24 protein-coding genes are annotated in these 25683 nt (G+C 73.4%); 13 read left to right on the top strand and 11 right to left on the bottom strand.

Annotation, left to right across the window (positions count from 1 at the left end):
* Positions 1–47: 47 nt before the first annotated feature.
* Complete coding sequence (locus AC07AW_RS30050; RefSeq protein WP_478818582.1) at positions 48–833, bottom strand: amino acid ABC transporter ATP-binding protein; 786 nt, start codon at positions 831–833, stop codon at positions 48–50.
* Positions 834–1114: 281 nt separating this feature from the next.
* On the opposite strand from AC07AW_RS30050, the gene AC07AW_RS30045 reads away from it, so the two are divergent.
* Together AC07AW_RS30045 and AC07AW_RS30040 are read left to right on the top strand one after the other, a co-directional pair.
* The gene (locus AC07AW_RS30045; protein WP_478818581.1) at positions 1115–1828 is read left to right on the top strand and encodes a response regulator transcription factor; all 714 of its coding nucleotides are present in this window, start codon (positions 1115–1117) and stop codon (positions 1826–1828) included.
* Between the two features lie 15 nt (positions 1829–1843).
* Positions 1844–3268 carry a sensor histidine kinase gene (locus AC07AW_RS30040; RefSeq protein WP_478818580.1) on the top strand — a complete coding sequence of 475 codons (1425 nt, stop codon included), beginning with the start codon at positions 1844–1846 and terminating at the stop codon, positions 3266–3268.
* 102 nt (positions 3269–3370) lie between these two features.
* Here the strand turns inward: AC07AW_RS30040 and AC07AW_RS30035 are convergent, their stop codons facing one another.
* The 4 genes from AC07AW_RS30035 to AC07AW_RS30020 form a co-directional block, all read right to left on the bottom strand.
* Positions 3371–4369, bottom strand: a complete 999-nt coding sequence (locus tag AC07AW_RS30035; protein ID WP_478818579.1) for a TAXI family TRAP transporter solute-binding subunit — start codon at positions 4367–4369, stop codon at positions 3371–3373.
* Positions 4370–4508: 139 nt separating this feature from the next.
* Positions 4509–5684, bottom strand: a complete 1176-nt coding sequence (locus tag AC07AW_RS30030; RefSeq protein ID WP_478818578.1) for an RCC1 domain-containing protein — start codon at positions 5682–5684, stop codon at positions 4509–4511.
* A 15-nt stretch (positions 5685–5699) separates the two neighbouring features.
* Positions 5700–6863 carry an RCC1 domain-containing protein gene (locus AC07AW_RS30025; RefSeq protein ID WP_478818577.1) on the bottom strand — a complete coding sequence of 388 codons (1164 nt, stop codon included), beginning with the start codon at positions 6861–6863 and terminating at the stop codon, positions 5700–5702.
* Positions 6864–6879: 16 nt separating this feature from the next.
* On the bottom strand, positions 6880–8091 hold the full coding sequence (locus AC07AW_RS30020) for an RCC1-like domain-containing protein (protein WP_478818576.1): 1212 nt from the start codon (positions 8089–8091) through the stop codon (positions 6880–6882).
* A gap of 669 nt (positions 8092–8760) precedes the next feature.
* On the opposite strand from AC07AW_RS30020, the gene AC07AW_RS30015 reads away from it, so the two are divergent.
* Genes AC07AW_RS30015 through AC07AW_RS30005 form a run of 3 tightly spaced genes read left to right on the top strand, consistent with a single transcriptional unit; the run spans position 8761 to position 11602 of the window.
* Positions 8761–9240 (top strand): hypothetical protein, encoded by a 480-nt coding sequence (locus AC07AW_RS30015; RefSeq protein ID WP_478818575.1) that lies wholly within the window; start codon positions 8761–8763, stop codon positions 9238–9240.
* Between the two features lie 41 nt (positions 9241–9281).
* The gene (locus AC07AW_RS30010; RefSeq protein ID WP_478818574.1) at positions 9282–10220 is read left to right on the top strand and encodes a hypothetical protein; all 939 of its coding nucleotides are present in this window, start codon (positions 9282–9284) and stop codon (positions 10218–10220) included.
* Positions 10221–10237: 17 nt separating this feature from the next.
* A complete protein-coding gene (locus AC07AW_RS30005; RefSeq protein WP_478818573.1) occupies positions 10238–11602 on the top strand; it encodes a hypothetical protein in 1365 nt (454 codons plus the stop codon).
* A 12-nt stretch (positions 11603–11614) separates the two neighbouring features.
* Here AC07AW_RS30005 and AC07AW_RS30000 read toward each other — a convergent pair whose 3' ends face one another.
* The gene (locus AC07AW_RS30000) at positions 11615–11983 is read right to left on the bottom strand and encodes a hypothetical protein (protein ID WP_478818572.1); all 369 of its coding nucleotides are present in this window, start codon (positions 11981–11983) and stop codon (positions 11615–11617) included.
* Here AC07AW_RS30000 and AC07AW_RS29995 point away from each other — a divergent pair.
* Positions 11962–12546 carry a CoA transferase gene (locus AC07AW_RS29995; protein WP_478818571.1) on the top strand — a complete coding sequence of 195 codons (585 nt, stop codon included), beginning with the start codon at positions 11962–11964 and terminating at the stop codon, positions 12544–12546. The two genes, AC07AW_RS30000 and AC07AW_RS29995, sit on opposite strands and share 22 nt — an antisense overlap.
* Here the strand turns inward: AC07AW_RS29995 and AC07AW_RS29990 are convergent.
* Genes AC07AW_RS29990 through AC07AW_RS29980 form a run of 3 tightly spaced genes read right to left on the bottom strand, consistent with a single transcriptional unit; the run spans position 12531 to position 15024 of the window.
* Complete coding sequence (locus tag AC07AW_RS29990) at positions 12531–13175, bottom strand: response regulator transcription factor (RefSeq protein ID WP_478818570.1); 645 nt, start codon at positions 13173–13175, stop codon at positions 12531–12533. The genes AC07AW_RS29995 and AC07AW_RS29990 overlap by 16 nt on opposite strands.
* Positions 13166–14299 (bottom strand): sensor histidine kinase, encoded by a 1134-nt coding sequence (locus AC07AW_RS29985; RefSeq protein WP_478818569.1) that lies wholly within the window; start codon positions 14297–14299, stop codon positions 13166–13168. The genes AC07AW_RS29990 and AC07AW_RS29985 overlap by 10 nt, the downstream gene beginning before the upstream one ends.
* A gap of 44 nt (positions 14300–14343) precedes the next feature.
* Positions 14344–15024, bottom strand: a complete 681-nt coding sequence (locus tag AC07AW_RS29980) for a DedA family protein (protein WP_478818625.1) — start codon at positions 15022–15024, stop codon at positions 14344–14346.
* Positions 15025–15210: 186 nt separating this feature from the next.
* Here AC07AW_RS29980 and miaB point away from each other — a divergent pair, with 186 nt between their 5' ends.
* Positions 15211–16734: a tRNA (N6-isopentenyl adenosine(37)-C2)-methylthiotransferase MiaB gene (miaB, locus tag AC07AW_RS29975; protein WP_478818568.1), complete on the top strand. Its 1524-nt coding sequence runs from the start codon at positions 15211–15213 to the stop codon at positions 16732–16734.
* A 611-nt stretch (positions 16735–17345) separates the two neighbouring features.
* Positions 17346–18065, top strand: a complete 720-nt coding sequence (locus AC07AW_RS29970) for a class III extradiol dioxygenase subunit B-like domain-containing protein (RefSeq protein ID WP_478818567.1) — start codon at positions 17346–17348, stop codon at positions 18063–18065.
* A gap of 89 nt (positions 18066–18154) precedes the next feature.
* On the opposite strand, the gene AC07AW_RS29965 is transcribed toward AC07AW_RS29970, so the two are convergent.
* On the bottom strand, positions 18155–18412 hold the full coding sequence (locus AC07AW_RS29965) for an antitoxin (protein ID WP_392157529.1): 258 nt from the start codon (positions 18410–18412) through the stop codon (positions 18155–18157).
* A gap of 45 nt (positions 18413–18457) precedes the next feature.
* A complete protein-coding gene (locus AC07AW_RS29960) occupies positions 18458–18706 on the bottom strand; it encodes a hypothetical protein (protein ID WP_478818566.1) in 249 nt (82 codons plus the stop codon).
* Positions 18707–18845: 139 nt separating this feature from the next.
* On the opposite strand from AC07AW_RS29960, the gene miaA reads away from it, so the two are divergent.
* The 5 genes from miaA (at position 18846) to AC07AW_RS29935 (ending at position 25643) form a co-directional block, all read left to right on the top strand.
* Positions 18846–19784, top strand: a complete 939-nt coding sequence (gene miaA, locus AC07AW_RS29955) for a tRNA (adenosine(37)-N6)-dimethylallyltransferase MiaA (RefSeq protein ID WP_478818565.1) — start codon at positions 18846–18848, stop codon at positions 19782–19784.
* A 108-nt stretch (positions 19785–19892) separates the two neighbouring features.
* A complete protein-coding gene (locus tag AC07AW_RS29950; protein WP_478818624.1) occupies positions 19893–20408 on the top strand; it encodes a hypothetical protein in 516 nt (171 codons plus the stop codon).
* Between the two features lie 259 nt (positions 20409–20667).
* The gene (dapF, locus tag AC07AW_RS29945) at positions 20668–21540 is read left to right on the top strand and encodes a diaminopimelate epimerase (protein WP_478818564.1); all 873 of its coding nucleotides are present in this window, start codon (positions 20668–20670) and stop codon (positions 21538–21540) included.
* A gap of 175 nt (positions 21541–21715) precedes the next feature.
* Complete coding sequence (locus tag AC07AW_RS29940) at positions 21716–23857, top strand: RelA/SpoT family protein (protein ID WP_478818563.1); 2142 nt, start codon at positions 21716–21718, stop codon at positions 23855–23857.
* Positions 23858–24152: 295 nt separating this feature from the next.
* Positions 24153–25643 (top strand): M1 family metallopeptidase, encoded by a 1491-nt coding sequence (locus tag AC07AW_RS29935; protein WP_478818562.1) that lies wholly within the window; start codon positions 24153–24155, stop codon positions 25641–25643.
* The last annotated feature ends 40 nt before the right edge of the window (positions 25644–25683 follow it).

Below are 25683 nucleotides of genomic sequence, written 5' to 3'. Positions count from 1 at the left end.
AGTCCCTTGAGTAGGCGTGAGTTGGGAAGACTAGGTCGTGAACCCGCTCAGTGGTGAAGGATTTTGGACAGGAAGTCCTTGGCGCGGTCGCTCCGCGGGTTGCTGAAGAACTCCTCGGGCGTCGCCTGCTCGACGATGCGTCCGTCGGCCATGAAGACCACGCGGTTGGCGGCGGAGCGCGCGAAGCCCATCTCGTGGGTCACGACCACCATCGTCATGCCGTCCCGGGCCAGCTGCTGCATGACCTCCAGGACCTCGTTGATCATCTCCGGGTCGAGGGCCGAGGTCGGCTCGTCGAAGAGCATGACCTTCGGGCCCATCGCGAGCGCGCGGGCGATCGCCACGCGCTGCTGCTGACCACCGGAGAGCTGAGCGGGGTACTTGTCCGCCTGGGTGCCGACCCCGACCCGGTCGAGCAGGGCCCGGGCCTTGGTCTCGGCGGCCTTCTTCTCCGTCTTGCGGACCTTGATCTGGCCCAGCATCACGTTCTCGAGCACCGTCTTGTGCGCGAAGAGGTTGAACGACTGGAAGACCATGCCGACATCGGACCGCAGCCGGGCGAGTTCCCTGCCCTCCTGCGGCAGCGGCCTGCCGTCGATGGTGATGGTGCCGGAGTCGATGCTCTCCAGCCGGTTGATCGTGCGGCACAGCGTCGACTTGCCGGACCCTGACGGTCCGATGACGACGACGACCTCGCCGCGGGTGATCGTCAGATCGATGTCCTGGAGGACATGCAGCGCGCCGAAGTGCTTGTTCACATCGGACAGTACGACCAGGTCGTCCGCGGTGCGCGGGGTGCCCTCGGGATCCTTGGACACTGACTCTCCGCTCATCGGCCTCTTGCTCCGTCCTCCTCGGTTGGGGAGGACACTAGAGACCCGATGTGAGGAGCGTCATCACATCTGAGCGGAAATTGAGGATAACGATACGGCCGCAACCGGACACAGTGTGTGAAGGCGGCACCCTCGGCCGTACCGGGTCCATAACGGAAACGGTGGCGTAACAGGGGGACACTTGACTGTGACACCCATGTTCGGTGTTCATGCCCTGGTACCACCTGGTACACAGAGAGCCGCCATCGGCAGACACAAGGAACTTCACGGAGGAGGTACGCATGCGACTGCTGCTCGTCGAGGACGACGACCACGTCGCCGCCGCACTCTCCGCGATCCTCGCGAAGCACGGCTTCACGGTCACGCACGCCCGCAACGGCGAGGAGGCCCTCCAGGCCGTCCTGCCCACCGCCCAGGGCGACCGGCCCTCGTTCGGCGTGATCCTGCTCGACCTCGGTCTCCCGGACCAGGACGGCTACCAGGTCTGCGGCCGCATCCGGAAGCTCACCACCACCCCGGTGATCATGGTGACCGCGCGCGGAGACGTACGCTCCCGGATCCACGGGCTCAACCTCGGCGCCGACGACTACGTCGTCAAGCCCTACGACCCCGGCGAGCTCCTCGCCCGCATCCACGCCGTCAGCCGGCGCCGCACCGGATCCGAGGAGACCGCGGGGACCGCGGGCGCCGCCGACGAGACCGTGCTGCGGCTCGGCTCCGTCACCGTCGAGCTGCCCACCCGCCGGGTCAGCATCGACGGCGAGAGCGTCCCGCTCACCCGCAAGGAGTTCGACCTGCTCGCCCTCCTCGCCCAGCGGCCCGGCGTCGTCTTCCGCCGCGAGCAGATCATCAGCGAGGTCTGGCAGACCAGTTGGGAGGGGACCGGCCGCACCCTGGAGGTGCACGTCGCCTCCCTGCGCTCCAAGCTGCGGATGCCCGCCCTGATCGAGACCGTGCGGGGCGTCGGCTACCGCCTCGTCGCCCCCGCCGCGTAGGGGGCGGCTCCGCACGTGCGCACCCGACTCCTCCCGCTGCTCATCGTGCTGATGGCCGGCGTGCTGCTCGCCCTCGGCTTCCCGCTCGCCGCCAGCCTCGCCGCGTCCGAGCAGCAGCGGGTCGTCGTCGACCGGCTCGACGACGCCGCCCGCTTCGCCGCCCTCGCCCAGTTCGTCAACGAGAGCAGCCCCGGCACCGACGAGCGGCGCACCACCCTCGGCGGCGAACTCGCCAGCTACCACGACGTGTACGGCATCCGCGCCGGGATCTTCTACCGCGACAACCGCGCCATGGCCGCCGCCCCCGAGGACTGGGTCGTCCCGTACGACGGGGAGGGCCGGCGCGCCTTCAACGAGGCCCTGCTCGGGCGCCGCAGCCACGACCCGCCCCAGGTCTGGCCCTGGCAGGGGAACGCACGGCTCACCATCGCCTCCCCGGTCGTCCGCGACGGGGACGTCGTCGCCGTCGTCGTCACCGACTCGCCCACCGGACAGCTCCGCTCCCGCATCCTGCGCGGCTGGCTGCTGATCTTCGCGGGCGAGGCCGCCGCGATGCTCCTCGCCGTCGGCGCCGCCTTCCGGCTCACCGGCTGGGTACTGCGACCGGTCCGCGTCCTCGACGCCGTCACCCACGACATCGCCACCGGGCAGATGAACTCCCGCGTCGCCGCCACCGGCGGACCTCCCGAACTACGCCGCCTCGCCCGCTCGTTCAACGAGATGGCCGACAACGTCGAGGACGCGCTCGAACAGCAGCGGGCCTTCGTCGCCGACGCCTCCCACCAGCTGCGCAACCCGCTGGCCGCGCTGCTCCTGCGGATCGAGCTGCTCGCCCTGGAGCTCCCCGAGGGCAACGAGGAGATCGCCTCCGTACGGACCGAGGGCAAGCGCCTCGCGCAGGTCCTCGACGACCTCCTCGACCTGGCGCTCGCCGAGCACGCGGCGGCCGAGCTGCAGCTCACCGACGTCGGCGCGCTCACCGCCGAGCGGGTCGCGTCCTGGCGCCCGGTCGCCGAGGACAAGGGCGTCACCCTGACCGGGGAGTGCGGGGCGGTCACCGCCTGGGCGGACCCGGTGGCCCTCTCCAGCGCCCTCGACGCCGTGATCGACAACGCGCTGAAGTTCACCCCCGCGGGGGAGTCGGTCACCGTCACCGTCGTCCCGGACCGGGCGACCGTGGCCGTCGTCGTCGCCGACCACGGGCCCGGCCTCACCGAGGAGGAGCTCGGCCGGGTCGGCGACCGCTTCTGGCGCTCGGGCCGGCACCAGAACATCAAGGGCTCGGGCCTCGGCCTCTCCATCGCGCGCGTCCTGCTGACGGCGGGCGGCGGAGGCGTGACCTTCGCCCCGAACGAGCCGCACGGGCTGCAGGTGACGGTCACCGTGCCCCGGCACGCCCCCGCGGAGCGGGACCCGGGTCAGGGCTTCACAGAGCGGTAGTGGTCAGGGCTTCACAGAGCGGTAGTGGTCAGGGCTTCACAGAGCGGTAGTGGTCAGGGCTTCACAGAGCGGTAGTGGTCAGGCTTCACAGAGCCGCAGTGGTCAGGGCTTCACGGAGCGGTAGTAGCGGCGGGCGCCGTCGTGGAGCGTCAGGGGCTCGGTGTAGACGGCCGTCCGCAGGTCCACCAGCTGGGCCGGGTGCACCTGGCGGCCGATCCCGTCCCGGCTCCTGATCACCGTACGGGTGAAGCCCTCCACCATGTCCTCGTCCGCGTCCACCGTGGTGACCAGCAGGTTCGCCACCGCCAGGGTCTCGATCGGCCGGCCGTCCTGCGCCTTCGCGTACGCGTCCGCCGGGATCACCGCCGACCGGTAGTGCCGGGTCGACTCGCCGACGTCGTGCAGCCGGTCGACCAGCCGGGCGTCCAGCGGGATCAGCCGGACCGGGAAGCGCTCGGACAGCTTCTGCACCGCCTCGGTCGGCAGGCCGCCGGACCAGAAGAAGGCGTCCAGCTCGCCGTGCTCCAGGAGCCCCGGCATCGTGTCGATGCCCGCCGACACCGGTTCGATGTCCCGGACGGGCGTCAGGCCGGCCGCCGCGAGCACCCGGTCGGCGATCAGCCGCACGCCGGAGCCGTCCTGGCCCACGCCGACCCGCAGCCCGCGCAGGTCCTGGACCCGCTGCACCGAGGAGCCCTTGCGCACGACGAGCTGTACGTAGTCGTCGTAGAGCCGTGCGCAGCCGCGCAGCCGCTCGAAGCCGGGCCTGCGGTCGCGCTGGTACTGGGCCACCGCGTCGGCCGTCGCGACCGTGAAGTCGGCCTCGCCGGTCGCGACCCGGGCCAGGTTCTGCTGGGAGCCCTCGCTGTCCTTGAGCGTTATCGACACCTCGGGCAGGTCCTGCGCCAGGGCGTTCTTGAGGAGCTCCCCGTACTTCTGGTAGACGCCGGTGGGGACACCCGTACTGAAGGTGACCGAGCCGCTCGGGGCGGGGGAGCCGAAAGGAATCAGCCACCACACGAGCACCCCGCACACCGCCAGCAGCGCGGCCGCGACCGCCAGGAGACGGCGGCGGGCGGCACGGGAGAGCGAGGCGAACATGCCGCGATCCTGCCAGCTCACCGCCGCGTCTGGCCAGGCTCGACGGTGTGGGGAGCCGGATCGGGCCCGTCGCGAGGGCGGACCGGAGGTCCGTGCGGGTGCGCGCACGGACCTCCGTACCTGCGAGTAGGTGCTGCCGTCAGTAGGCGTACGCGGACTTGCCCGTCACGGTCGTGGCGACCTGGGTGATGCCGCTGCCCGGCGGCAGCGCCACCGTCGTGCCCGTGGGCGCCGTCGTGGAGCCGTCGCCGAGCTGGGCGGCCGCGTTGGCGCCCCAGCCGATCACCGAGCCGTCGTCGAGCGCGGCCACGGTGAAGTCGGCGCCGCCCGAGATGCTCTGGACGCCCTTGAGCGTGTCCAGGACGACCGGGGTGGTGCGGTTGGCGTTCGTGCCGTCGCCGAGCTGCCGGTCGGTGTTCTTGCCCCAGCCGGCCAGGCTGCCGTCGTCGAGGACGGCGAAGCCGGACGCGGAGGTGGCGAAGATCCTGGCCACGGCGTCGAGGTAGGCGACGTCGACGGGCTTGTTGCTGTCGGTGGTGGAGTCGTTGCCGAGCTGACCCTCGGCGCCCTTGCCCCAGGCCTTGACGGTGCCGTCGGCGGTGAGCGCGAGGACGTGGTCGCAGCCCACGGCGACGGACTCGACGTCGACGAGGTCGGGGACCTTCTGCGGGGTCTCGCGCGTGGTGTTGTTGCCGGTGCCCAGACGTCCGTTGTCGCCCTTGCCCCAGGTCCAGACCGTGCCGTCCTGCCGGAGCGCCACGCTGAAGTCGCAGCCCGCGGCGACGTCCTTCACCTTGTCCAGGCTCTGCACCGGGATCGGGGCCTTGTACGGGTTGGTGGTGTCCTGGCCGGTGCCCAGCTGCTTGGAGGCGTTGGCGCCCCAGGCGAGGACCCGGCCGCCCTTGACGGCGAGGACGTGGTTGAGGCCTGCGGAGACCTCGCTCACGCCGGAGAGCCCGGCGACGGCCGCGGGGAAGGACTGTGCGGTGAGGGTGCCGTTGCCGAGCTGGCCGGTGGCGTTGGAGCCCCAGCTCTTCACGGTGCCGTCCTTGAGGAGGGCGACGGCGAAGGGGTTGGCGGTGGTGCCGGTGCCGCCTCCGCCGCCGGACAGCTCGCGGACGTCGTCACGGGTGATGCCGGTGACCGCCGCGGGGGTCTGCTGGGCGAGGACGCTGCCGTTGCCCAGCTGCCCCTGGGCGTTCTCGCCCCAGGCGCGGACCCAGGGGTCGGTGCCGGCGGCGTGGGCGGGGAGGGCGGTGGTGAGGGCCGCGAGGGACAGCGCGGCGAGCAGGGCGGTGCGTGCGGGGAGCTGCATGGGGACCTTTCGGGGTCAGTAGGCGTAGCTGGCCTTCCACACGGTGGAGGCCGCGACGCGGGTCGTGCCGCTGCCCTCGGGCAGGGCGAGGACCGGGGTGAGGGAGGAGGTGGTGGTGCCGTCGCCGAGCTGGCCGGAGCTGTTGTCTCCCCAGGCGAGGACGGAGCCGTCGTCGAGGACGGCGAGGGTGTGCTTCCAGCCGCCGGCCAGTGCCTGGACGCCGCTCAGTGCGGGGGCCTGGACCGGGGTGGTCCGGTTGACGGCGGTGCCGTCGCCGAGCTGACCGGCCGTGTTCCACCCCCAGGCGCGGACGCTGCCGTCGTCGAGGACGGCGAAGCAGTGATAGCCGCCGGAGTAGATCCTCGCGACGCCGTCGAGGTGCCGCACGTCCACGGGCGACGGGCTGGATTCGGTGCTGTCGTTGCCGAGCTGGCCGTAGGTGCCGCGCCCCCAGGCCTTGACCGTGCCGTCGGCCGTGAGCGCGAGGGTGTGGTGGCAGCCGATGGCGATCGCCACGGCGTCCACCACGTCCGGCACCTTCTTCGGGGTGTTCTGGTCGGTCGCCGAGCCGATGCCGAGCTGGCCGTCGGTGTTCCGGCCCCAGGTCCAGACCGTGCCGTCCTCGCGGAGGGCGGCGGCGTGGTAGCAGCCGGCGGCGACGTCCTTCACCTTGTCCAGGCTCTGGACGGAGACCGGACGGGGCACCGCCGTGGGGCCGGTGGCACCGTTCCCCAGTTGTCCGAAGGCGTTGTCGCCCCAGGCGAGGACACGCCCGCCGCGTACGGCGAAGGCGAAGTGGACGCCGGCGGCGACCTGGGACACGCCCGAGAGGTCCGCGACGGCCGCGGGGAACCCCCGGGCGGTGGTGGTGCCGTCGCCGAGCTGGCCGTTGGAGTTGCCGCCCCAGGCCTGGACGGTGCCGTCGTGGAGGAGGGCGAGGGCGAAGGAGTTGACGCTGTTGCCGCCGCCTCCGGCGAGTTCGCGCACGTCGGACCGTGCGAGTCCCTGGACGGCGGACGGTGTCTGCTGGTCGAGCGTGCCGCCGTTGCCGAGCTGGCCCGCCGTGTTCAGGCCCCAGGCCCGTACCCACGGGTCCCTTGGCTCGGCGTGCGCCGGGGAGACGGCGAGACCGAGGAGCGCGAGGCAGGCGGCGGCACCGCGGGCGTACGTGTACGTCATGGGAGCACGCCCCCGCTCAGTACGCGTACGTCGTGTTGCCGCCCAGGGAGACGGCCACCGCCTTGATCGCCGAGCCCTCGTTGAGGATCTTCACCGACTCGAAGCGGGAGACCGTCGTGCCGTTGCCGAGCTGGCCCTCGCCGTTGTGGCCCCAGGCGAAGACGTCGTCGGCCGTGACGGCGACGCCGTGCCGGGCGCCCGCGGCGAGGTGCTGGACGCCCTCCAGGCGCGGGATCTCGACGGGGGCGGTGCGGTTGGTGCGGGAGACGTTGTCGCCGAAGGCCTCGTCGCCCTCCAGGAGCTGGCCGTACTGGTTGTTGCCCCAGCCCCAGACATGACTGTCGCTCGTCTTCACGTAGTTGTGGAAGGCGCCCGCCTCGATGTCGGAGACGCCCTCCACCCAGTCGACGTCCACGGGCACGGTGGAGGACTTGGTGGAGGAGTTTCCGAGCTGGCCGTAGAGGTTGTAGCCCCAGGACTTGACCGTGTCGTCGGCGGTCAGCGCGAGCGCGTGGTAGCAGCCGGCGTCGATCTCCACGATGTTCTCCAGGCCCTGCACCTGCCGGGGCACGGAGCTGGTGGCCCGGCTGCCGTTGCCGAGCTGGCCGTGGATGCCGCGGCCCCACGCGTACACCTTGCCGTTCTCCAGGAGGGCGAGGCTGAAGTCGCAGCCGGCCGAGATCTGCTTGACCTTGGGCATGCCCTGGACGCGGTCGGGGACCGTACGGCTGTCGCCGGTGCGGTTGTTGCCGAGCTGCCCGTAGGCGTTGTCGCCCCAGGAGTAGACCTGGCCGCTGGTGTCGAGAGCCAGGGCGTGCTTTCCGCCGGCGGCGATGTCCTTGATGTTGGTCAGGCGCGGGACGGTGGTGGGCACGGTCTGGTTGGTGTTGCCGCCGTTGCCGAGCTGGCCGGCGGAGTTGTGGCCCCAGGACTTGACCGTCTTGTCCGTACGGGCGAGGACGAACGAGTCGGCCGAGGACGTGCCGCCGGCCGAGACCTGGTCGACGTCGCCGCGGAAGAGGCTGGTGACCGAGGTCGGGCTGAGGCTGTCGGCGAGCGTGCCGTTGCCGAGCTGGCCGGTGCGGCCCGCGCCCCAGCTCAGCACGGTCGGATTGCCTTCGTTGGCGAGTGCGAGGGTGGTCGGTACGGCGGCGAGTGCGGCGGCGGCCGTGAGGACGGCCAGGCCTCCGAAGGGGGTACGCAGGGGACTGCGGCGTGTACGGGACATGGCTCTGCTCTCCTTCGATGGGGACATACGGGAGCGCTGCGCCCGGTCGGCCGGCGGCACCGCGGGGGAGGCGGAGGCACGCGCGGGACGGGGGCGCGGGTCATGCGGACAGGCCGTGCCGGCGCCTCGGGCATGGGGTGCCCAAGGCCTGGTGCGGCGGCCGGGACGGGCCGCCGGGCACAAGATCAGACTGGCCGAGAATGATCACCGAGGCGAGCCGGACGCGTTGAAACACCCGTTTGACGGACCTCCGTTCGGGCTCGTGCGGAAGGGGGCGCGTTCGGCCCTCCGGGCGCTCCCGGGCGGGCCCTCGCGGACGCCGCCGGCGGGCCGCCGAACGGCGGCGTCCGGGGGAGTGAGGACCCCCGCCGCGCACGGCTGCCCGCCTGCACTGCGGCACCCCGGACTCCCTACGAACGGGTGGACCGGCGGATCCGGGAAGCGGCCCGGGAAGGACGCGGATCCGGACCCTCGCGGCGGCTCCCAGTGCGCTCCGCCGAAGTGGTGAGCGGGCCCGTCGGCGCGCGCCGCGCCGTGTGTCCTGCCGGGACGCCGGGGCCCCTGCGGTTAGCTTCGAAGCACGCTCGGTGATCTTGAGGACAGTCCCCTGTCCGCCCCTGGCGTCCCCTTCCGAGCCACCCAACACACCCCTGTCCCAAGGGAGTTCCCATGCCCTACGCGAAAGCGCGCCGTGCCCTCGGCGCCGTCCTGCTCGCCGCCGCCCTGGCCCTGCCGATGACCTCCGTCGCCCACGCGGAGGAGTGCAAGCCCGACGACCAGGCCTGCCTGGACAAGGAGGCCAACGCCAAGGAGGCCAAGGAGATCGAGGAGAAGCAGAAGAAGAACGACGAGGCGGCCGCCCAGGCCGGCAAGGACATCAAGGCGGCCGGGGAGAAGCTCAAGGAGTGCCCGCCCGGCTCGTCCTCCTGCATGGGCAAGCTGACCGGCGGCAAGGGCGCCGACGAGGAGCAGGGCCTCAAGGACATGACCGAGACCATCTCCTCGAACAGGCCCGAACCGGGGAACAACGCGACCGAGGCCGTGACCTCGACCTGCGCCTCCTTCCCCGGCTCGCTGCCGCAGGGGTCCACCGACCCGGGACAGTCCCCCTTCCCGGTCGACCAGCTCTGCTCCCTGCTCGGCTCCTGAACCCCACCCACTCACCCACCCCCTCGAAGGGCTCCTTCGTCATGTCTCCGCGCCGTCCCCGCGCCCTCCTGCCCGTGCTCGCCCTGGGCCTCACCGCCCCGCTGACGCTGCTCGCCCCGCCCGCCGCCGCAGAGCAGGGCCCGGGCGAGACCCCCGTCCCCCGCGCCCTCACCGCCGACGGCCGGCCGGCCGAGGTCGACGACGTCCTGAAGCACTGCCGGACCGAGCGCTCCGCCTGCACCTTCGCCATCGACCCCAAGCTGAGCCGCGAGTACGCCACCACCGTGAAGTCCCTCGGCAACGCGGTGGTCAACTGCACCCAGAGCGACATGAACGTCGAGCGGACCGTCACCCTGAAGACCGGCACCACCGACAACATCGGCGGCGAGATCTCCGGCCGGATCACCGCCGAGGGCACGGTCGCCGCCTCGGGCCAGGTGACCGCCAATCTCGCGAACGAGACCGCGATGGAACACAAGACGCCCCAGCTCGACAAAGGCCCCACCTCGTCGAACGGCAACAAGACCACCGTCTCCGGCGGCGCGACCGCGTCCGGCTCGCTGACCGCGCGCCTCGCCTTCGAGGCCGCCTTCAAGGCCACGTACTCCAAGTCGTGGACGGTCGAGAACAGCGAGGAGACCGTCTACAAGAGCACCGTCCACGCGCACGACATGCTCGTCTTCGGCGCGAGCGCCGCGATGAAGCGCGTGGTCGGCAGCCTCATCGCCAAGACCGGGCAGCGCATCATCGGCATCGCCGTGGACAGCCCCTCGATGGTCACCAGCAGCACGTTCATCGCCCAGACGTACGCCGCGCCCGCCGGCGTCTGCGGCGGCACGCGCCCCGCCGGAAACACCGCTGAGGGCGAGGGCGGCGACGGGAAACACCGGCACGCGGAACGCGAGGTCCCGGCCGCCCGCGCGGTGCCGCCGGGCGTCGAGCCGAAGCGTGAAGTCGCCCTGCCGGCCGACGCCAACTGACCCGGAGGAGTCCCGCCATGAACCGCTCCCTGTCCGCGCTCACCGTCCTCGGCGCCGCCGGTCTGCTGCTGCCCCTGGCCGCGCCCTCCACCGCCGCCCCCGCCGAGCAGGCCGTCCCCGTCCTCAACGGCGACTTCGCCGACCCCGCCATGAAGGGCGACGGCCCCACCACCGTCGGCATCGACTTCTGGACCGGCCTCAACCAGCGCTACTCGCCCGCCGCCTCCGGCCGCACCGACGCCTCCCACGGCGTCGCCCTCCAGAAGGACGGCAACACCCTCCGCCAGCGGCTCCGCGGGGTCCGCGCGGGCGCCAGGGTCACCGTGACCTACGAGGACAGCCCCGCCGTCTCCAAGGAGTGCACCGGCGAACAGGTCGTCGACGGCCAGCCGTACGCGGTCGGCGGCTCCGGCGGCGCCGTCCAGGAGGTCACCACCGCCGGCGACCCCGACCGCGTCAAGGGCACGCCGGGCAAAGGTCGTTGGACCGGCCGCGCCTACGTCTTCACCGCCGGCGAGAACGAGCCGGTGCTCACCTTCACCTCGCGCGTCACCGACTCCCGCACCCATGTGACCTGTTCGCCGATGATCGCCCGCATCCGCGCCGTCGAGGTGCCGCCCGCCGTCGACAAGACCGTCGACAAGACGCGCCTCGGCACCGCGGAGGCGTACAAGGGCAACGAACGGGAGAGCACCCTGCACAACGCGGCCGCCGCCTGCAACGGCGAGAACGCCTGCACGTTCCGGCCGGACGCCCGGACCTCCTTCCGCTACTACGACGAGGCACGGGTCGTCGGCGAGGCCTACGTCAACTGCACCCGGAACACCCTGGAGCACAGCCGCGTCCTCTCGTACTCCGAGCGCAGCCACGACAGCATCGCCCAGACGTACGCCGACGCCGGACTCGCCCTCCCCGAAGTGGCCCGGCTGCCCACGAGCGGCGACCCGGTCGAGGACGCCAAGCGGATCAAGGAACGGCCGATGGCCACCCAGTTCTCCCAGGCCTACGAGAAGGGCTGGCAGCGGGCCTGGCAGTGGTTCAGCGGCGACCAGCGGACCGTCGTCGAGCGGATCCAGCCCGGCGAGGTCAGCTGGGTCGAGCTGCAGCCCAGCCGCGAGCGGGTCGAGGGCTGGTTCGTCTCCAAGAAGGACGACTACCGGCTGCACGCCGTCGTCGACGGACCCTCCCGCGCCGTGCCCGACCGGCTGCTCCAGCGCACCGGGCCCATGTCCGAGGCCGAGAAGCAGCGTTGTGCCGCCTCCCGGCCCATGACCACCACCCCGGTGGGCGCCGACGCGCCCGCGAGCTCCAGCGACAAGGGGCTCCTCAGGGCAACGGCCCCGGCCGTCCGCGCCCCGGCGCGGACCCTGCCGCTGGACTGAAGTCCCGCCGCCTCACCGCGCCACGGCGGTGAGGCGGCGCACCACCTCGTCCCGGCCCAGCGCCCGGGCCACGGCGAGGAGATCCGGGCTGCGGGTGGCGCCCGTGAGCGCGACCCGGACCACGTTCGCGACCGTCCTCGGCGGTCCCGCCCAGCGGTCCGGGTCCCGCCGCCAGGAGGCCGTGTCCGGGGCGTGGCCGTGGCGCCCGGCGATCTCCCCGAGCCGCGCGAACCACTCGTCGGGGGAGACGGCGGCGAAGTCGGCGGCGATCCGCCGCACGAGGTCCGGGGCGAGGCCGCCGTAGCGGTCGTCCCCGGGCGCCGGCACGGGGCCGAAGAGCTCGGCGAAGAAGAAGCCGCGTGCACGGGCTGCTCGCCGCACTCCACGAGCGGGAGCGCTCCGGCAGGGGCCAGGTCGTCGACACGGCCCTCGCGGACGGCGCCGCCCTGATCGCCACCCTGATCCACCAGTGGCGCGCGGTCCCCGGCAACCACACCGTCACCGACGCCCCGCACTACTCCCTCTACGCGGCCGCCGACGGCCTGCACCTCGCGGTCGCCGCCATCGAACCCCGGCTCTACCGGAACCTCCTGGAGCAGCTGGGCCTGACGGAGGAGGACACCCTGCCCGACCGCGCCGACGCGGCCGCCTGGCCGGAGCTGCGCGCCCTGATCGCCGCCCGCTTCGCCAGCCGGGACCGCGCGCACTGGGTGAAGCTCTTCGACGCCGTGGACGCCGGAGTGGCCCCGGTCCTCACCGCCGCCGAGGCGGCCGAGCACCACCAGCTGGCCGCGCGCGGCGCGTTCGTGGCGGTCGGCGACACCGTCCAGCCGGCCCCCGCCTCCCGCTTCGACCGCACCCCGGCAGCCGCTCCGGGCCGTGCCCCGCTGCCGGGCGAGCACACCGACGACGTGCTGAGCGAGTGGGCTCAGGCCTCCAGGTAGCGCAGCACGGCCAGGATCCGCCGGCTGTAGCCGTCGGTCCGGTGCAGCTCCAGCTTGTCGAAGACGGCGTTGAGGTACTTCTCGACCGCGCTCAGCGAGAGGTGCAGCTGCCGCGCGATCGCCGCGTTCGTGTACCCCTGGGCCAGCACCTCCAGGACCTCCCGCTCGCGCGGGGTGAGCCGGGCCAGCGGATCGGCGTGGGTGCTGCGGACGACGAGCTGGTGCACGACCTGCGGGTCGATCGCCGCCCCGCCCGCGTGGATCCGTTCCAGAGCGTCGAGGAACTCCTCGACCTGCGCCACCCGGTCCTTCAGGAGGTAGCCGACCCGTTCCGCGCCGGCGGCGAGGAGCCGGGCCGCGTAGCTGCGCTCGACGTACTGCGAGAGCACGAGCACCCCCGTCTCCGGCAGCCGCTCGCGGATCTCCACGGCGGCCCGCAGCCCCTCGTCGGTGTGGGTCGGCGGCATCCGGATGTCGGCGACGACGACGTCCGGGCGCCGCGCCCCGACCTCGGCGACGAGGGTCTCCGCGTCGCCGAACGCGGCGAGCACCTCGTGGCCCTCCTCGACGAGCAGCCGCACCAGGCCCTCCCGCAGCAGGGTCGAGTCCTCGGCCAGGATCACGCGCACGGCAGCTCCGCGACAAGAGTGGTGGGTCCCCCGAGGGGGCTGTCGACGCGCAGGGTCCCGTCGAGCGCGGCGACCCGGCTGCGCAGCCCGGTGAGCCCGCTGCCCGCCGGGTCCGCGCCGCCCCGGCCGTCGTCCTCGACCCGCACGGTGAGCAGCGGGCCGACGCGCGTCACGCGCACGGAGACGGCGGAGGCGGCGGAATGCTTGGCGGCGTTGGTGACGGCCTCCGACACCACGAAGTACGCGGCGGTCTCCACCGGCGGGGGCAGCGGCGCGTCCCCCGCCTCGAAGCGGACGCGCAGCGGGAGCCCGCAGCGCTGCGCCACCCCGCCGAGCGCCTCTTCGAGGCCCAGGCTGTCGAGGGCCGCGGGGTACACCCGCCAGGCCACGTCCCGCAGCTCGGCCAGGACGTCCTGGGCCTCCCGGTGCGCCTGCCGCAGCAGGGCGTCCGCCTGCTCAGGGTCGCGCTCCCGGCCCCGGCGGGCCCGGCCGAGCAGCATGGCCAGGGCCACCAGCCGCTGCTGGACGCCGTCGTGGAGGTCGCGCTCGATCCGCCGGCGCTCGGTGTCCACGGCCTGGACCACGGCGGCCCGGCTGAGGGCGAGTTCGTCGATGCGGCGCCGCAGCAGCTCCTGCTCGGAGGGGCCGAAGCACGCGCGCGCGAGGCGGGCGTCGAGGGCGGTCAGCGCGTACAGGCCCTGGACGTCGAGGAAGAGCAGGACGCCGCCGAGCAGCAGCTGACCGAGGAGTTCGGTCCAGCCGAGCGAGCCCCGGACCACGCCCCGGACGAGCAGGACGGCCAGGACCTCGCCGAAGACGAGGAGCCCGAGGACGATCCCGGTCACCAGGCCGGCCCCCACGCGGGCGGCGAGGTAGCGGAGGAGCCGCCGGTCGGGGACCTCGTACGGGCCGGGGAACCGGTCGCCGAAGAAGACCGAGCGGCGGCTCCGCTCCAGGGCGCCGAGCCGCCGGGCCCCGGCCATCAGGACGGGACGCGCGCGGGGCCACAGCAGCAGGGGTCCGAGGACGGCACCGGAGACCAGGAAGAGCAGGGGACTGAGGCAGCCGAGCAGCACCCCGACGAACCGCCGGCCCGCCGAAGCCTCCCCCTCGCCCCCTCGCATGATCCCGGAGCCTACTTCGTGCGGTACGGGCTCCCGCTCCCCGCTCACGAGGTACGGCGGTGCTGCGCCCGCCCGCGCCCCCGGAGCCGTACGGCGAGGAACGCGGCCAGGGCCACCAGGACCAGCACCAGGACGGCCTTGGACAGCACGCCCACGTACCCCTCGACGAGGTCCCAGCGGTCCCCGAGCCAGTAACCCGCCATCACCAGGACGCTGTTCCAGACGAGGCTGCCGAGCGTCGTGAGGGTGAGGAAGAGGTGCATCGGCATCCGCTCGACCCCGGCGGGGACGGAGATGAGACTGCGGAAGATCGGCACCATCCGGCCCAGGAACACCGCCTTGGTGCCGTGCCGGGCGAACCACCGCTCCGTGCGCTCCAGATCGGAGACCTTCACCAGCGGCAGCCGGGCCCAGAGCGCGTGCATCCGCCGCTGTCCGAACAGCGCGCCGATCCAGTAGAGGGCCACCGCCCCCACCACCGAGCCCAGCGTCGTCCAGAACAGCGCCGAGGCGAGGCTGAGCACCCCCTGCCCGGCGGCGAAACCGGTCAGCGGCAGGATCACCTCGCTGGGCAGCGGCGGGAAGAGGTTCTCGAGCGCGATGGCGAGCCCGGCGCCGGGCCCGCCCATCGTGTCGACGAGTCCGGCGGCCCACCCGGCGAATCCGCCGGAGGGCTCCCCGGCCACGGCCAGGGGAAGGGACGGGTGAGAGAGGAGCGCGGTGATCGGCACGGTGGGTCTCCAGGGTGACGAGCGACTTCCCGGGACCCTCGCCCCGGCACCCCTTCACGCTAGAAATCCCAGCTCGCCCCGGGTACGAGGCTTCCCACCCGGCCCCCCTGCGGTTTTCCGCAGGGGGCCGCGCTCCGGCGCGGTCCGGAGGCTCTCCCCGGACGGCCTACCCTTGGATCCATGACGAGCAGCAGCGACCGGAGCACCGCAGTGAGCGTTGACGGCACCAAGACCTACGAGATCCGCACCTATGGGTGCCAGATGAACGTCCACGACTCCGAGCGGCTCTCCGGTCTGCTGGAAGAGGCGGGTTACGTCCGGGCCCCCAAGGGCGCGGACGGCGACGCCGACGTCGTCGTCTTCAACACCTGCGCGGTCCGCGAGAACGCCGACAACAAGCTGTACGGCAACCTCGGCCGGCTCGCCCCGATGAAGACCACGCGCCCCGGCATGCAGATCGCCGTCGGCGGCTGTCTCGCCCAGAAGGACCGCGACACCATCGTCAAGAAGGCCCCCTGGGTCGACGTGGTCTTCGGCACGCACAACATCGGCAAGCTGCCGGTCCTCCTGGAGCGCGCCCGCGTCCAGGAAGAGGCGCAGATCGAGATCGCCGAGTCCCTGGAGGCCTTCCCCTCCACGCTGCCGACCCGCCGCGAGTCCGCCTACGCCGCCTGGGTCTCGATCTCCGTCGGCTGCAACAACACCTGCACCTTCTGCATCGTCCCCGCCCTGCGCGGCAAGGAGGAGGACCGCCGGCCCGGCGACATCCTCGCCGAGATCGAGGCGCTGGTCGCCGAGGGCGTCTCCGAGATCACCCTGCTCGGCCAGAACGTCAACGCGTACGGCTCCGACCTGGGCGACCGCGAGGCCTTCAGCAAGCTGCTGCGCGCCTGCGGGCAGATCGAGGGCCTGGAGCGCGTCCGCTTCACCTCCCCCCACCCCCGCGACTTCACCGACGACGTCATCGCGGCCATGGCCGAGACGCCGAACGTCATGCCGCAGCTGCACATGCCGCTCCAGTCCGGCTCGGACTCCATCCTCAAGGCGATGCGCCGCTCGTACCGGCAGGAGCGTTTCCTCGGCATCCTCGAGAAGGTCCGCGCGTCCATCCCGCACGCGGCCATCTCCACCGACATCATCGTCGGCTTCCCCGGCGAGACCGAGGAGGACTTCGAGCAGACGATGCACACCGTCCGCGAGGCCCGCTTCGCCAACGCCTTCACCTTCCAGTACTCCAAGCGCCCCGGCACCCCGGCGGCGACCATGGAGGGCCAGATCCCGAAGGAGGTCGTGCAGGCGCGCTACGAGCGCCTGGTCGCCCTCCAGGAGGAGATCTCCTGGGAGGAGAACAAGAAGCAGGTCGGCCGCACCCTGGAGGTCATGGTCGCGGAGGGCGAGGGCCGCAAGGACGGCGAGACCCACCGCCTCTCGGGCCGCGCCCCCGACAACCGTCTCGTCCACTTCACGAAGCCGGCCGAGGAAGTCCGCCCCGGCGACGTGGTGACCGTCGAGATCACCTACGCGGCCCCGCACCACCTGCTTGCCGAGGGCGAGGTCTCCTCCGTCCGTCGGACGCGCGCGGGTGACGCGTGGGAGAAGCGCACGGCCGCCCCGAAGCAGACGGGCGTCCTCCTGGGCCTCCCGAAGATCGGCGTCCCGGCCCCGCTCCCGACCCCGGAAACCCCGGCCTGCGGCACCCACTGACACCTTGCCCGTGCGGGCCGGCGCCCGACTGGGCGGTACCCCCGTTCGCCCGCTGTGTGGGCCCGCGCCCGGCCGGGGCTTCGCCCCGCCCCGTGCGGCCGGCGCCCGCGCCGGGCGGTGCCCCCGCCCATGTGGGACCCGCACCCGCGCCGGGCGGCGCCCTCGCCCACCCCCGCGTGGGCCCGCGCCCGGCTGGGGCTTCGCTCCGCCCCGTGCGGCCCGCGCCCGCGCTGGGCGGCGCCTCCCCGCCTGTGTGGGGCCCGCGCCCTGCGCTGGACGGCGCCCCCGCCCACCCCCGTGTGGGCAATCGTCCCGCTGGGGCGGGACGGGTGGGCACACGGGACGGCGCCCTCTAGCGGCGCCTCCGTGTTCCGAGCCTGGGCCCGCACCCGTAGCGGCGGTGCACATCGTGGTGCGGGTGAGGGCGCGGAAGCCTCTGGCGCCGGCAGGGCGCGGGTCCGTTGTGCCCACCCGTTCCGCCCCTTGCGGAACGCCTGCCCACAACGGGGTGGGGGTGGGCGCAGCCCGGTGGAACGCATGCCCACAACGGGGGTGGGCGCCGCCCCGGCGGAACGATCGCCCACAACGGCCGGAGGCGTAGGCTGCGGATCATGCTTGTCGCCGCAGCCGTCTGCCCCAGCCCCCCGCTCCTCGTACCCGAGGTCGCGACCGGCGCCGCCCCCGAGCTGGACGCCGCCCGGACGGCCTGCGCGGACGCCGTCGGGCTGCTTGCCGCCGCCCGTCCCGACCGGCTGTACGTCCTCGGGCCCGCCGCCGAGGACGCGCACGGCGTCTATCCGGCCGGGGCGACAGGCTCCTTCGCCGGCTTCGGCGTCGAGCTCTCCGTACGACTCGGCGAAGGCGGGCCCGACGACGACCCCCGCCCCCGCCCCCTCCCCGCCTCCCTCGCCGTCGCCGCCTGGCTCCTCGCCCGCGCCGGCTGGGCCGACGCGCCGATCGAGGGCCTGGGCGTGGCCGAGGCGACAGCGACGGACGCCTGCGCCGCGACGGGCCGCAAGCTCGCCGCCTCGGCCGAACGGGTCGCCCTCCTGGTGATGGGCGACGGCAGCGCCTGCCGGACCGTGAAGGCCCCGGGCTACCTGGACGAGCGCGCGGCCGGCTTCGACGCGGAGGCGGCCCGGGCGCTCGGCACGGCCGACGTGGCCGCGCTGCTCGCGCTGGACGCCGGGCTCGCGGGCGAGCTGAAGGCGGCCGGCCGCGCCCCCTGGCAGGTCCTCGCGGGCGCCGCCGAGGGCGCGGGCCTCGACGGCCGGCTGCTGTTCGAGGACGCCCCGTACGGCGTGGGGTACTTCGTCGCCGCCTGGTCCTGAGTGCCGGACGCACGAACGGCGGACGGCCGCGGAGCGTGATGCTCCGCGGCCGTCCGCCGTGCGGAGGGACTGTCGGGTGACGCCGGTCCTCAGGCGGCCGGCGGCGGCGTCGCGCCACCGCTCCCGGGCGTGCCGTCGTCCTTGTGTCCGATCCGGTCGATGGCGTGCTTCGCCTTGCCCGTACCGGACTGGATCTTGTCGCTGTACTTGCCCTTGGTCTTCTCGTCGACCAGCTTCGCGGCCTTGTCCAGGCCGTGGTCGATCTTCTCCCCGTGCTGCTGCGCGAGGCCGGCGACCTTGCCCTTGGCCGGGGCGAGCTTGGCCTTCAGCGAATCCAGGAGACCCATGGGGCACCTTCCCTCCGCGGACCTCGGAGGCCCGTGTTCCGTGTCCTACCGGCGGGCGCCTTCGCCCGCCTCGTTGTCGGCGGCGGCCTCGGCCGACTGCTGCTTCGGGATCTCCACGGCCTCGGCGGCCGCCGAGGCCGTCACCTCGTCCGTCTCGACGTCCTCCGCAGGAGCGGCCGGGGCCTCGGCCGTGACATCCGCCCCGGTGTCGGTCCCGGCGTCGGTCCCGGTCTCCTCGGGAGAGGCCTCGACCACGTCCTGCTTCTTCCGGCGAAACATTGCAAAAACGCCCATATTCACTCCATAGCGTACTCGGATGGGGTGGGCTCCGTGATGGTCGACGGTCGGAACCTCGCAACAGGCAACGAAGCCGGATGGGGCCCGTCACGTAGCTCGTTCGGGGACCGGGCGGGAGGTTTGCGAGACTGGGGCGGTGAGAAGCGCAGCTCCCGCCCCGCGGGTCATCGCCGTCGTCGGCCCCACGGCAGCCGGAAAGTCCGATCTGGGTGTATTCCTGGCGCAGCAGCTCGACGGCGAGGTCGTCAACGCCGACTCGATGCAGCTCTACCGGGGGATGGACATCGGGACCGCCAAGCTGACGCTTGAGGAGCGCGGCGGCGTCCCGCACCACCTCCTCGACATCTGGGACGTGACGGAGGCCGCCAGCGTCGCCGAGTACCAGCGGCTCGCCCGCGCCGAGATCGACCGGCTGCTCGCGGCCGGCCGCACCCCGGTCCTCGTCGGCGGTTCCGGACTGTACGTACGGGGGGCCGTCGACGCCCTGGAGTTCCCCGGCACCGACCCCGCCGTCCGGGCCCGCCTGGAGGCCGAGCTCGAAGAGCGCGGCTCCGGCGTCCTGCACGCCCGGCTCGCCGCGGCCGACCCCGAGGCGGCCCGCGCGATCCTGCCCAGCAACGGCCGTCGCATCGTCCGGGCCCTCGAGGTGATCGAGATCACCGGCAAGCCCTTCACCGCCAACCTCCCGGGCCCCGACTCCGTCTACGACACCGTCCAGATCGGCGTCGACGTGGCCCGCCCCGAGCTCGACGAGCGGATCACCACGCGCGTGGACCGGATGTGGGAGGCCGGCCTCGTCGACGAGGTGCGCGCCCTGGAGGCGCAGGGGCTGCGCGAGGGACGCACGGCGGCCCGCGCCCTCGGCTACCAGCAGGTCCTCGCGGCGCTCGCGGGGGAGTGCACCGAGGACGAGGCGCGCGCCGAGACCGTGCGGGCCACGAAGCGCTTCGCCCGCCGCCAGGACTCGTGGTTCCGCCGCGACCCGCGCGTGCACTGGCTCAGCGGAGCCGCAGATCACCGCGGGGAACTCCCGCGAGAGGCGCTGTCGTTGGTCGAACGAGCGGTTACAGCCTGATCACGTGATGGCATCGGGACGCACTGCCCGTCATTTCGGCGGTCATGAGCGTGCCATCATCGAGCATCGATCGACCAAGTGAAGTCCGAGTGGGGAGGGCGCGTGGCGATGGAGGCCGGCCCTCGCGACAGAGAACAGCACGAGGCGGCCCTGGGTGACCCGACGGCGGATCCGTCGGGGGACACCCCGGGCCATCCGACGGACGACGCCCCCGTCGGGACGGCCTTGGGGCTGACCACGGACGGTCCTGACGACGCCGTGGGCACGGCCGTCGAGGTCGACGCCGACGAGGTCGAGGTCGAGCTGCGCCCCCAGCGCCGGCTGCGGATCTGGCAGCTCGCCCCGATCGTGGGTCTGGCGGCCGTCGGCTCGCTGATGTTCGCGTTCCCGCTCGCCTTCGGCTCGGGGGACGGCGGCGCCGTCGTCGCGATGCTCGGTCTGCTGATCAGCTCCTGCGCGGCGGGCTGGGGCATGATGGCCGCCCGCAAGGTCGGCTACACCTGGCCGGGACTCCCGCCCCGCGGCTCGGGCGAGCGCCCGAACTGGCGCGTCCTCGCCCTCTACGTGTCGACGATCGCGGCCCTGGTGGCCCTCGCCGTCTGGCGCGTCGCCCGCCTGCGCTGAACCGCGACGCACCCGCGCGTGTACGGAGTCACCCGCCTGCGCTGAACTGCGACGCGCCCCAGCCCGTACGGGGTCGCCCGTCTGTCCTGAGCCCCGACGCGCCCGCGCCCGTACAGAGTCGCTCGCCCCGTACGGAGCGCGGCGCGGGCCCGGGTGGAGTGGGGCCGGGGGTGGAGGGGCCAGGGCGCGCCTGGGGCGGCGGGACCGCCCTGTGGACAGGGCGAGTCGTCTGTCGGTCCCGACCCGTACAGTTGATCGCGTGACCAGCACGCAGACCTCGCCGCTCCCCTTCCTCAAGGGCCACGGCACCGAGAACGACTTCGTGATCGTCCCCGACGCGGAGAACGCCGTCGACCTGCCCGCCGCCGTCGTGGCGCGGCTCTGCGACCGGCGGGCCGGCATCGGGGGCGACGGGCTGCTGCACGTCGTGCGCAGCGCCGCCCACCCCGACGCGCGCCACCTGGCCGACGAGGCCGAGTGGTTCATGGACTACCGGAACGCCGACGGCTCGGTCGCCGAGATGTGCGGGAACGGCGTGCGGGTCTTCGCCCGCTACCTGGAGCACGCGGGGCACGTCACCGCCGGCGAGGTCGCCGTCGCCACCCGGGGCGGCGTCAAGTACGTCCACCTGGACAAGGACGGCTCCGTCACCGTCGCCATGGGCCGCGCGGTGCTCCCCGAGGACGGGGTCACCGTCACCGTCGACGACCGCAGCTGGCCCGCGCGCAACGTGAACATGGGCAACCCGCACGCGGTCGCCTTCGTCGAGGACCTCGAACACGCCGGGAACCTGTACGACGAGCCGCCGTACGAGCCCGCCGCGGTCTACCCGGACGGGGTGAACATCGAGTTCGTCGCCGACCGCGGCCCCCGCCACGTCGCCATGCGGGTCCACGAGCGCGGCGCCGCCGAGACCCGCTCCTGCGGCACCGGCGCGTGCGCCGTCGCCGTCGCCACCGCCCGTCGGGACGGCGTCGACCCCGCCGCGTCCGGCACCCCCGTCACGTACACCGTCGACGTCCTCGGCGGGACCCTCGTCATCACCGAGCACCCCGACGGCCGCATCGACATGACCGGACCCGCGGTCATCGTCGCCGAGGGCACCGTCGACCCCACGTGGCTGACGGCATGATCGCGTGCGACGAAATCGAAACTGTCAACGACTGATTTATCGCTCGAATGGGTGATCCGATTCACGCTGAGCGAGAGCGTGACTGCGCCACGTGGTGGGGTCGGTAGCATCAAGCACCGGCCCCCCGGGCACGCCTGGCCCGCCCACCGCCGGTCGACGTTGCCGGAGGTGCCCCATGAGCGCAGAGGCCACCAACCCCGAGGCCGCCCCCACCGAAGTGGCCGTCCGCAGACGAGGACGCGCCCGGATCGACCTGCGCCGCCTCGGCCGCGCCGCCCTGCTGAACGCCACCGCCGGACCGGCGCCCCGTGACCGGCTGCCCGACGCCATCAGCCATGTGGCGGAGGCGCACCGCGTCCACCATCCCGAGGCCGACCTGACGGTGCTCGGCCGGGCGTACGTCCTCGCCGAGTCCTCACACCGCGGCCAGTTCCGCAAGAGCGGCGAGCCCTACATCACCCACCCGCTCGCGGTCACCCTCATCCTCGCCGAACTCGGCGCGGAGACCACCACCCTGACCGCCTCCCTCCTCCACGACACCGTCGAGGACACCGAGGTGACCCTCGATCAGGTGCGCCGGGAGTTCGGCGACGAGGTCGCCTACCTCGTCGACGGCGTCACCAAGGTCGAGAAGATCGACTACGGGGCCGCCGCCGAGCCCGAGACCTTCCGCAAGATGCTCGTCGCCACCGGCAGCGACGTCCGGGTCATGTCCATCAAGCTCGCCGACCGCCTCCACAACATGCGCACCCTCGGCGTGATGCGCCCCGAGAAACAGGCCAGGATCGCCAAGGTCACCCGGGACGTCCTCATCCCGCTCGCCGAGCGCCTCGGCGTCCAGGCCCTCAAGACCGAGCTGGAGGACCTGGTCTTCGCGATCCTCCACCCCGAGGAGTACGAGACCACCCGCGCGCTCGTCGCCGACAACCCCGACGCCGCCGGCGCGCTCGGCGCCGTCGCCGACCAGGTCACCGCCTTCCTGCGCGAGGCCGGCATCGGCGCCGAGGTCCTCGTCCGCCCCCGGCACTTCGTCTCCGTCCACCGGGTCCGCCTCAAGCGCGGCGAACTGCGCGGCTGCGACTTCGGGCGGCTCCTCGTCCTGGTCGCCGAGGACGCCGACTGTTATGGGGTCCTCGGCGAGCTCCACACCTGTTTCACCCCGGTGATCTCCGAGTTCAAGGACTTCATCGCGGCCCCCAAGTTCAACCTGTACCAGTCGCTGCACACCGCGATCGCGGCCCCCGACGGCGCCGTCGCCGAGGTCCTCATCCGGACCCACCGGATGCACAAGGTCGCCGAGGCCGGAGTCGTCGCCCTCGGCAACCCCCACGTCGGCCAGGAGCCGGACACCACCGCCCCGGGGACCGACGACGGCGAGCGCGTCGACCCCACCCGTCCCGGCTGGCTCTCCCGCCTCCTCGACTGGCAGCAGTCCGCCCCCGACCCCGACACCTTCTGGACCTCGCTCCGCGCCGACCTCGCCGAGGACGACGAGATCACCGTCTTCCGCGCCGACGGCAGCGCCCCCGGCACGATCAGCCTGCCCGCCGGCGCCAGCTGCGTCGACGCCGCGTACGCGCAGCACGGCGAGGCCGCCCACGCCTGCCTCGGCGCCCGCGTCAACGGCCGCCTCGCCCCGCTGAGCACCGTCCTCGGCGACGGCGACACCGTCCAGCTGCTCCTCGCCCAGGACACCGTGTCCGGGCCGTCCCCGGAGTGGCTGGACCACGCCCGTACCCCCGCCGCACGGATCGCGATCACCGGCTGGCTCCAGGCGCACCCCGAGAGCACCGCGCCCCCCGCCACCCCCACCGACCCCCGGCCACAGCCCAGCGTCCCCGCCGAACGCCGCCCCGGCGCCGAACTCCACGCCGACCTGGACGGCGAGCCGCCCGCGGCCGTCCGCCCGGCGGGCTGCTGCACCCCCGTACCGCCCGACGAGATCACCGGCTTCCGGGTCCGCGGCGGATCGGTCACCGTCCACCGCGCCCGCTGCTCCGCCGTCGACGCCATGCGCGATCTCGGCCGCGAACCCGTCACCGTCCGCTGGGGCGACACCGGCCAGGGCCGGGTCACCCTCGTCGCCGAGTCCTTCGGACGGCCCGGACTGCTCGCCGACCTCACCGAGGCCATCGCCGCCTTCGGTGCCGCCGTCGTCTCCGCGAACGTCGAGCCGCCCAGCGAGCAGCGGGTCCGCCACACCTACACCCTCCACCTCCCCGACGTGGCCGGCCTCGCCGCCCTCATGCGCGCCATGCGGGACGTGCCCGGGGTGTACGACGTCAGCCGCGCCCGGCACTCCCGCGGCCTGAACTGACACCCGGCTCCGGGCGAGGACCTTCGAGCGAGGACGTCGAGGACCAGTGGGCGACCGGGCTCGGGCGACCGGGCTCGGGCGACCGCCTTCGCGAGACCGGCCTCGGGCGACCGCCTTCGCGAGACCGGCCTCGGGCGACCGTCTTCGCGAGACCGGCCTCGGCCGGCCGGTCACCCGGGGCACGGGTGGCCCTCCCTCCGGTGACCCCCTTCGAGTGGCCGGCGCGCGCGCCGTCCCGGTGTGCGGCGGCGGCCCTGGTAGCCGTAGGGCCATTCCTCCGGAAAGGCCCTGGCCCATGCCGCTCGTCCGAACCCCCCTGCCCCGCGCGCGGTGGCTCCGCTCCGCCGTCCTGGTCGCCGCCTCCGCCGGGCTCGTCGCCGCCGCGCTGCCCGCCCCGGCGCCGCTCGGCATCGGGGACCCGCTCTTCCCGCACCTCGGCAACCCCGGCTACGACGTCCTCGCGTACACCCTCGACCTCACCTACCCGGGCGTGAACACCAAGCCGCTCGCTGCCGTCACCCGCATCGAGGCGCGCGCCACCGAGGACCTGGAGCGGCTCAACCTCGACTTCACCCACGGCACGGTCTCCGCCGTCACCGTCGACGGCCTGCCCGCCGAGTACACCAGCAGCGGCGAGGACCTGATCGTCACCCCGGTCGCCCCGATCGACACGGGGGAGGAGGTCGAGATCACCGTCACCCACACCAGCGACCCCGCCGGCCCCGCCGACACCGGCGGCTGGGTCCGCACCGGCGACGGCCTCGCCATGGCCAACCAGGCCGACGCCGCCCACCGGGTCTTCCCCTCCAACGACCACCCGGCCGACAAGGCCCGCTTCACCTTCCGGATCACCGCCCCCAGCGAGCTCACCGTCGTCGCCAACGGCCTCCCCGAAGGCCGCGTCGACCACGGCGCCACCACCACCTGGACGTACCGCACCCGGCACCCCATGGCCACGGAGCTCGCCCAGGTCTCCATCGGCCGCTCCACCGTCGTCCACCGCGAGGGCCCTCACGGGCTGCCCGTACGGGACGTGGTCGCCACCGCCGACCGGCAGCTCATGGAGCCCTGGCTGCGCCGCACTCCCGGCCACCTGGAGTGGATGGAACGGCAGGTCGGCCCGTACCCCTTCGAGACGTACGGCGTGCTCATCGCCGACGCGGACACCGGCTTCGAGCTGGAGACCCAGACCCTCTCCCTCTTCGAGCGCGGCCTCTTCACCGAGCCCGCCTACCCCGAGTGGTACGTCGACGCCGTCATGGTCCACGAACTGGCCCACCAGTGGTTCGGCGACAGCGTCTCGCCCCGCGCCTGGTCCGACCTGTGGCTCAACGAGGGACACGCCAGCTGGTACGAGGCGCTGTACGCCGAGGAGACCGCCGGAAAGTCCCTGGAGCGCCGCATGAAGGCCGCCTACGCCGCCTCCGACGGCTGGCGGGCCGCCGGAGGACCCCCGGCCGCCCCCGAGCCCCCCTCGCCCGACCACAAGATCAGTCTCTTCCGGCCCGTCGTCTACGACGGCAGCGCCCTGATCCTCTACGCGCTCCGCCAGGAGATCGGCACCGAGGCCTTCAAGACCCTGGAGCGCCGCTGGGTCGCCGAGCACCGGGACGGGACCGCCACCACCGCCGACTTCACGGCCCTCGCCGGCGAGGTCGCCGGCCGGGACCTCACCGCCTTCCTCCACGGCTGGCTGTACGAGGCGAAGACCCCGGCCATGCCCGGGCACCCGGACTGGCTCAGCCGCCCCGTCGAGGCCGTGAGGACCGCGCCGAAACCCGGGTGACGGGCCCCGCGGGGCCGTGTCACCATCTTCTGGTCGGCGA

The sequence above is a fragment of the Streptomyces sp. NPDC044003 genome (assembly GCF_056435185.1).
This window is presented reverse-complemented; position numbering and strand designations above follow the sequence as displayed.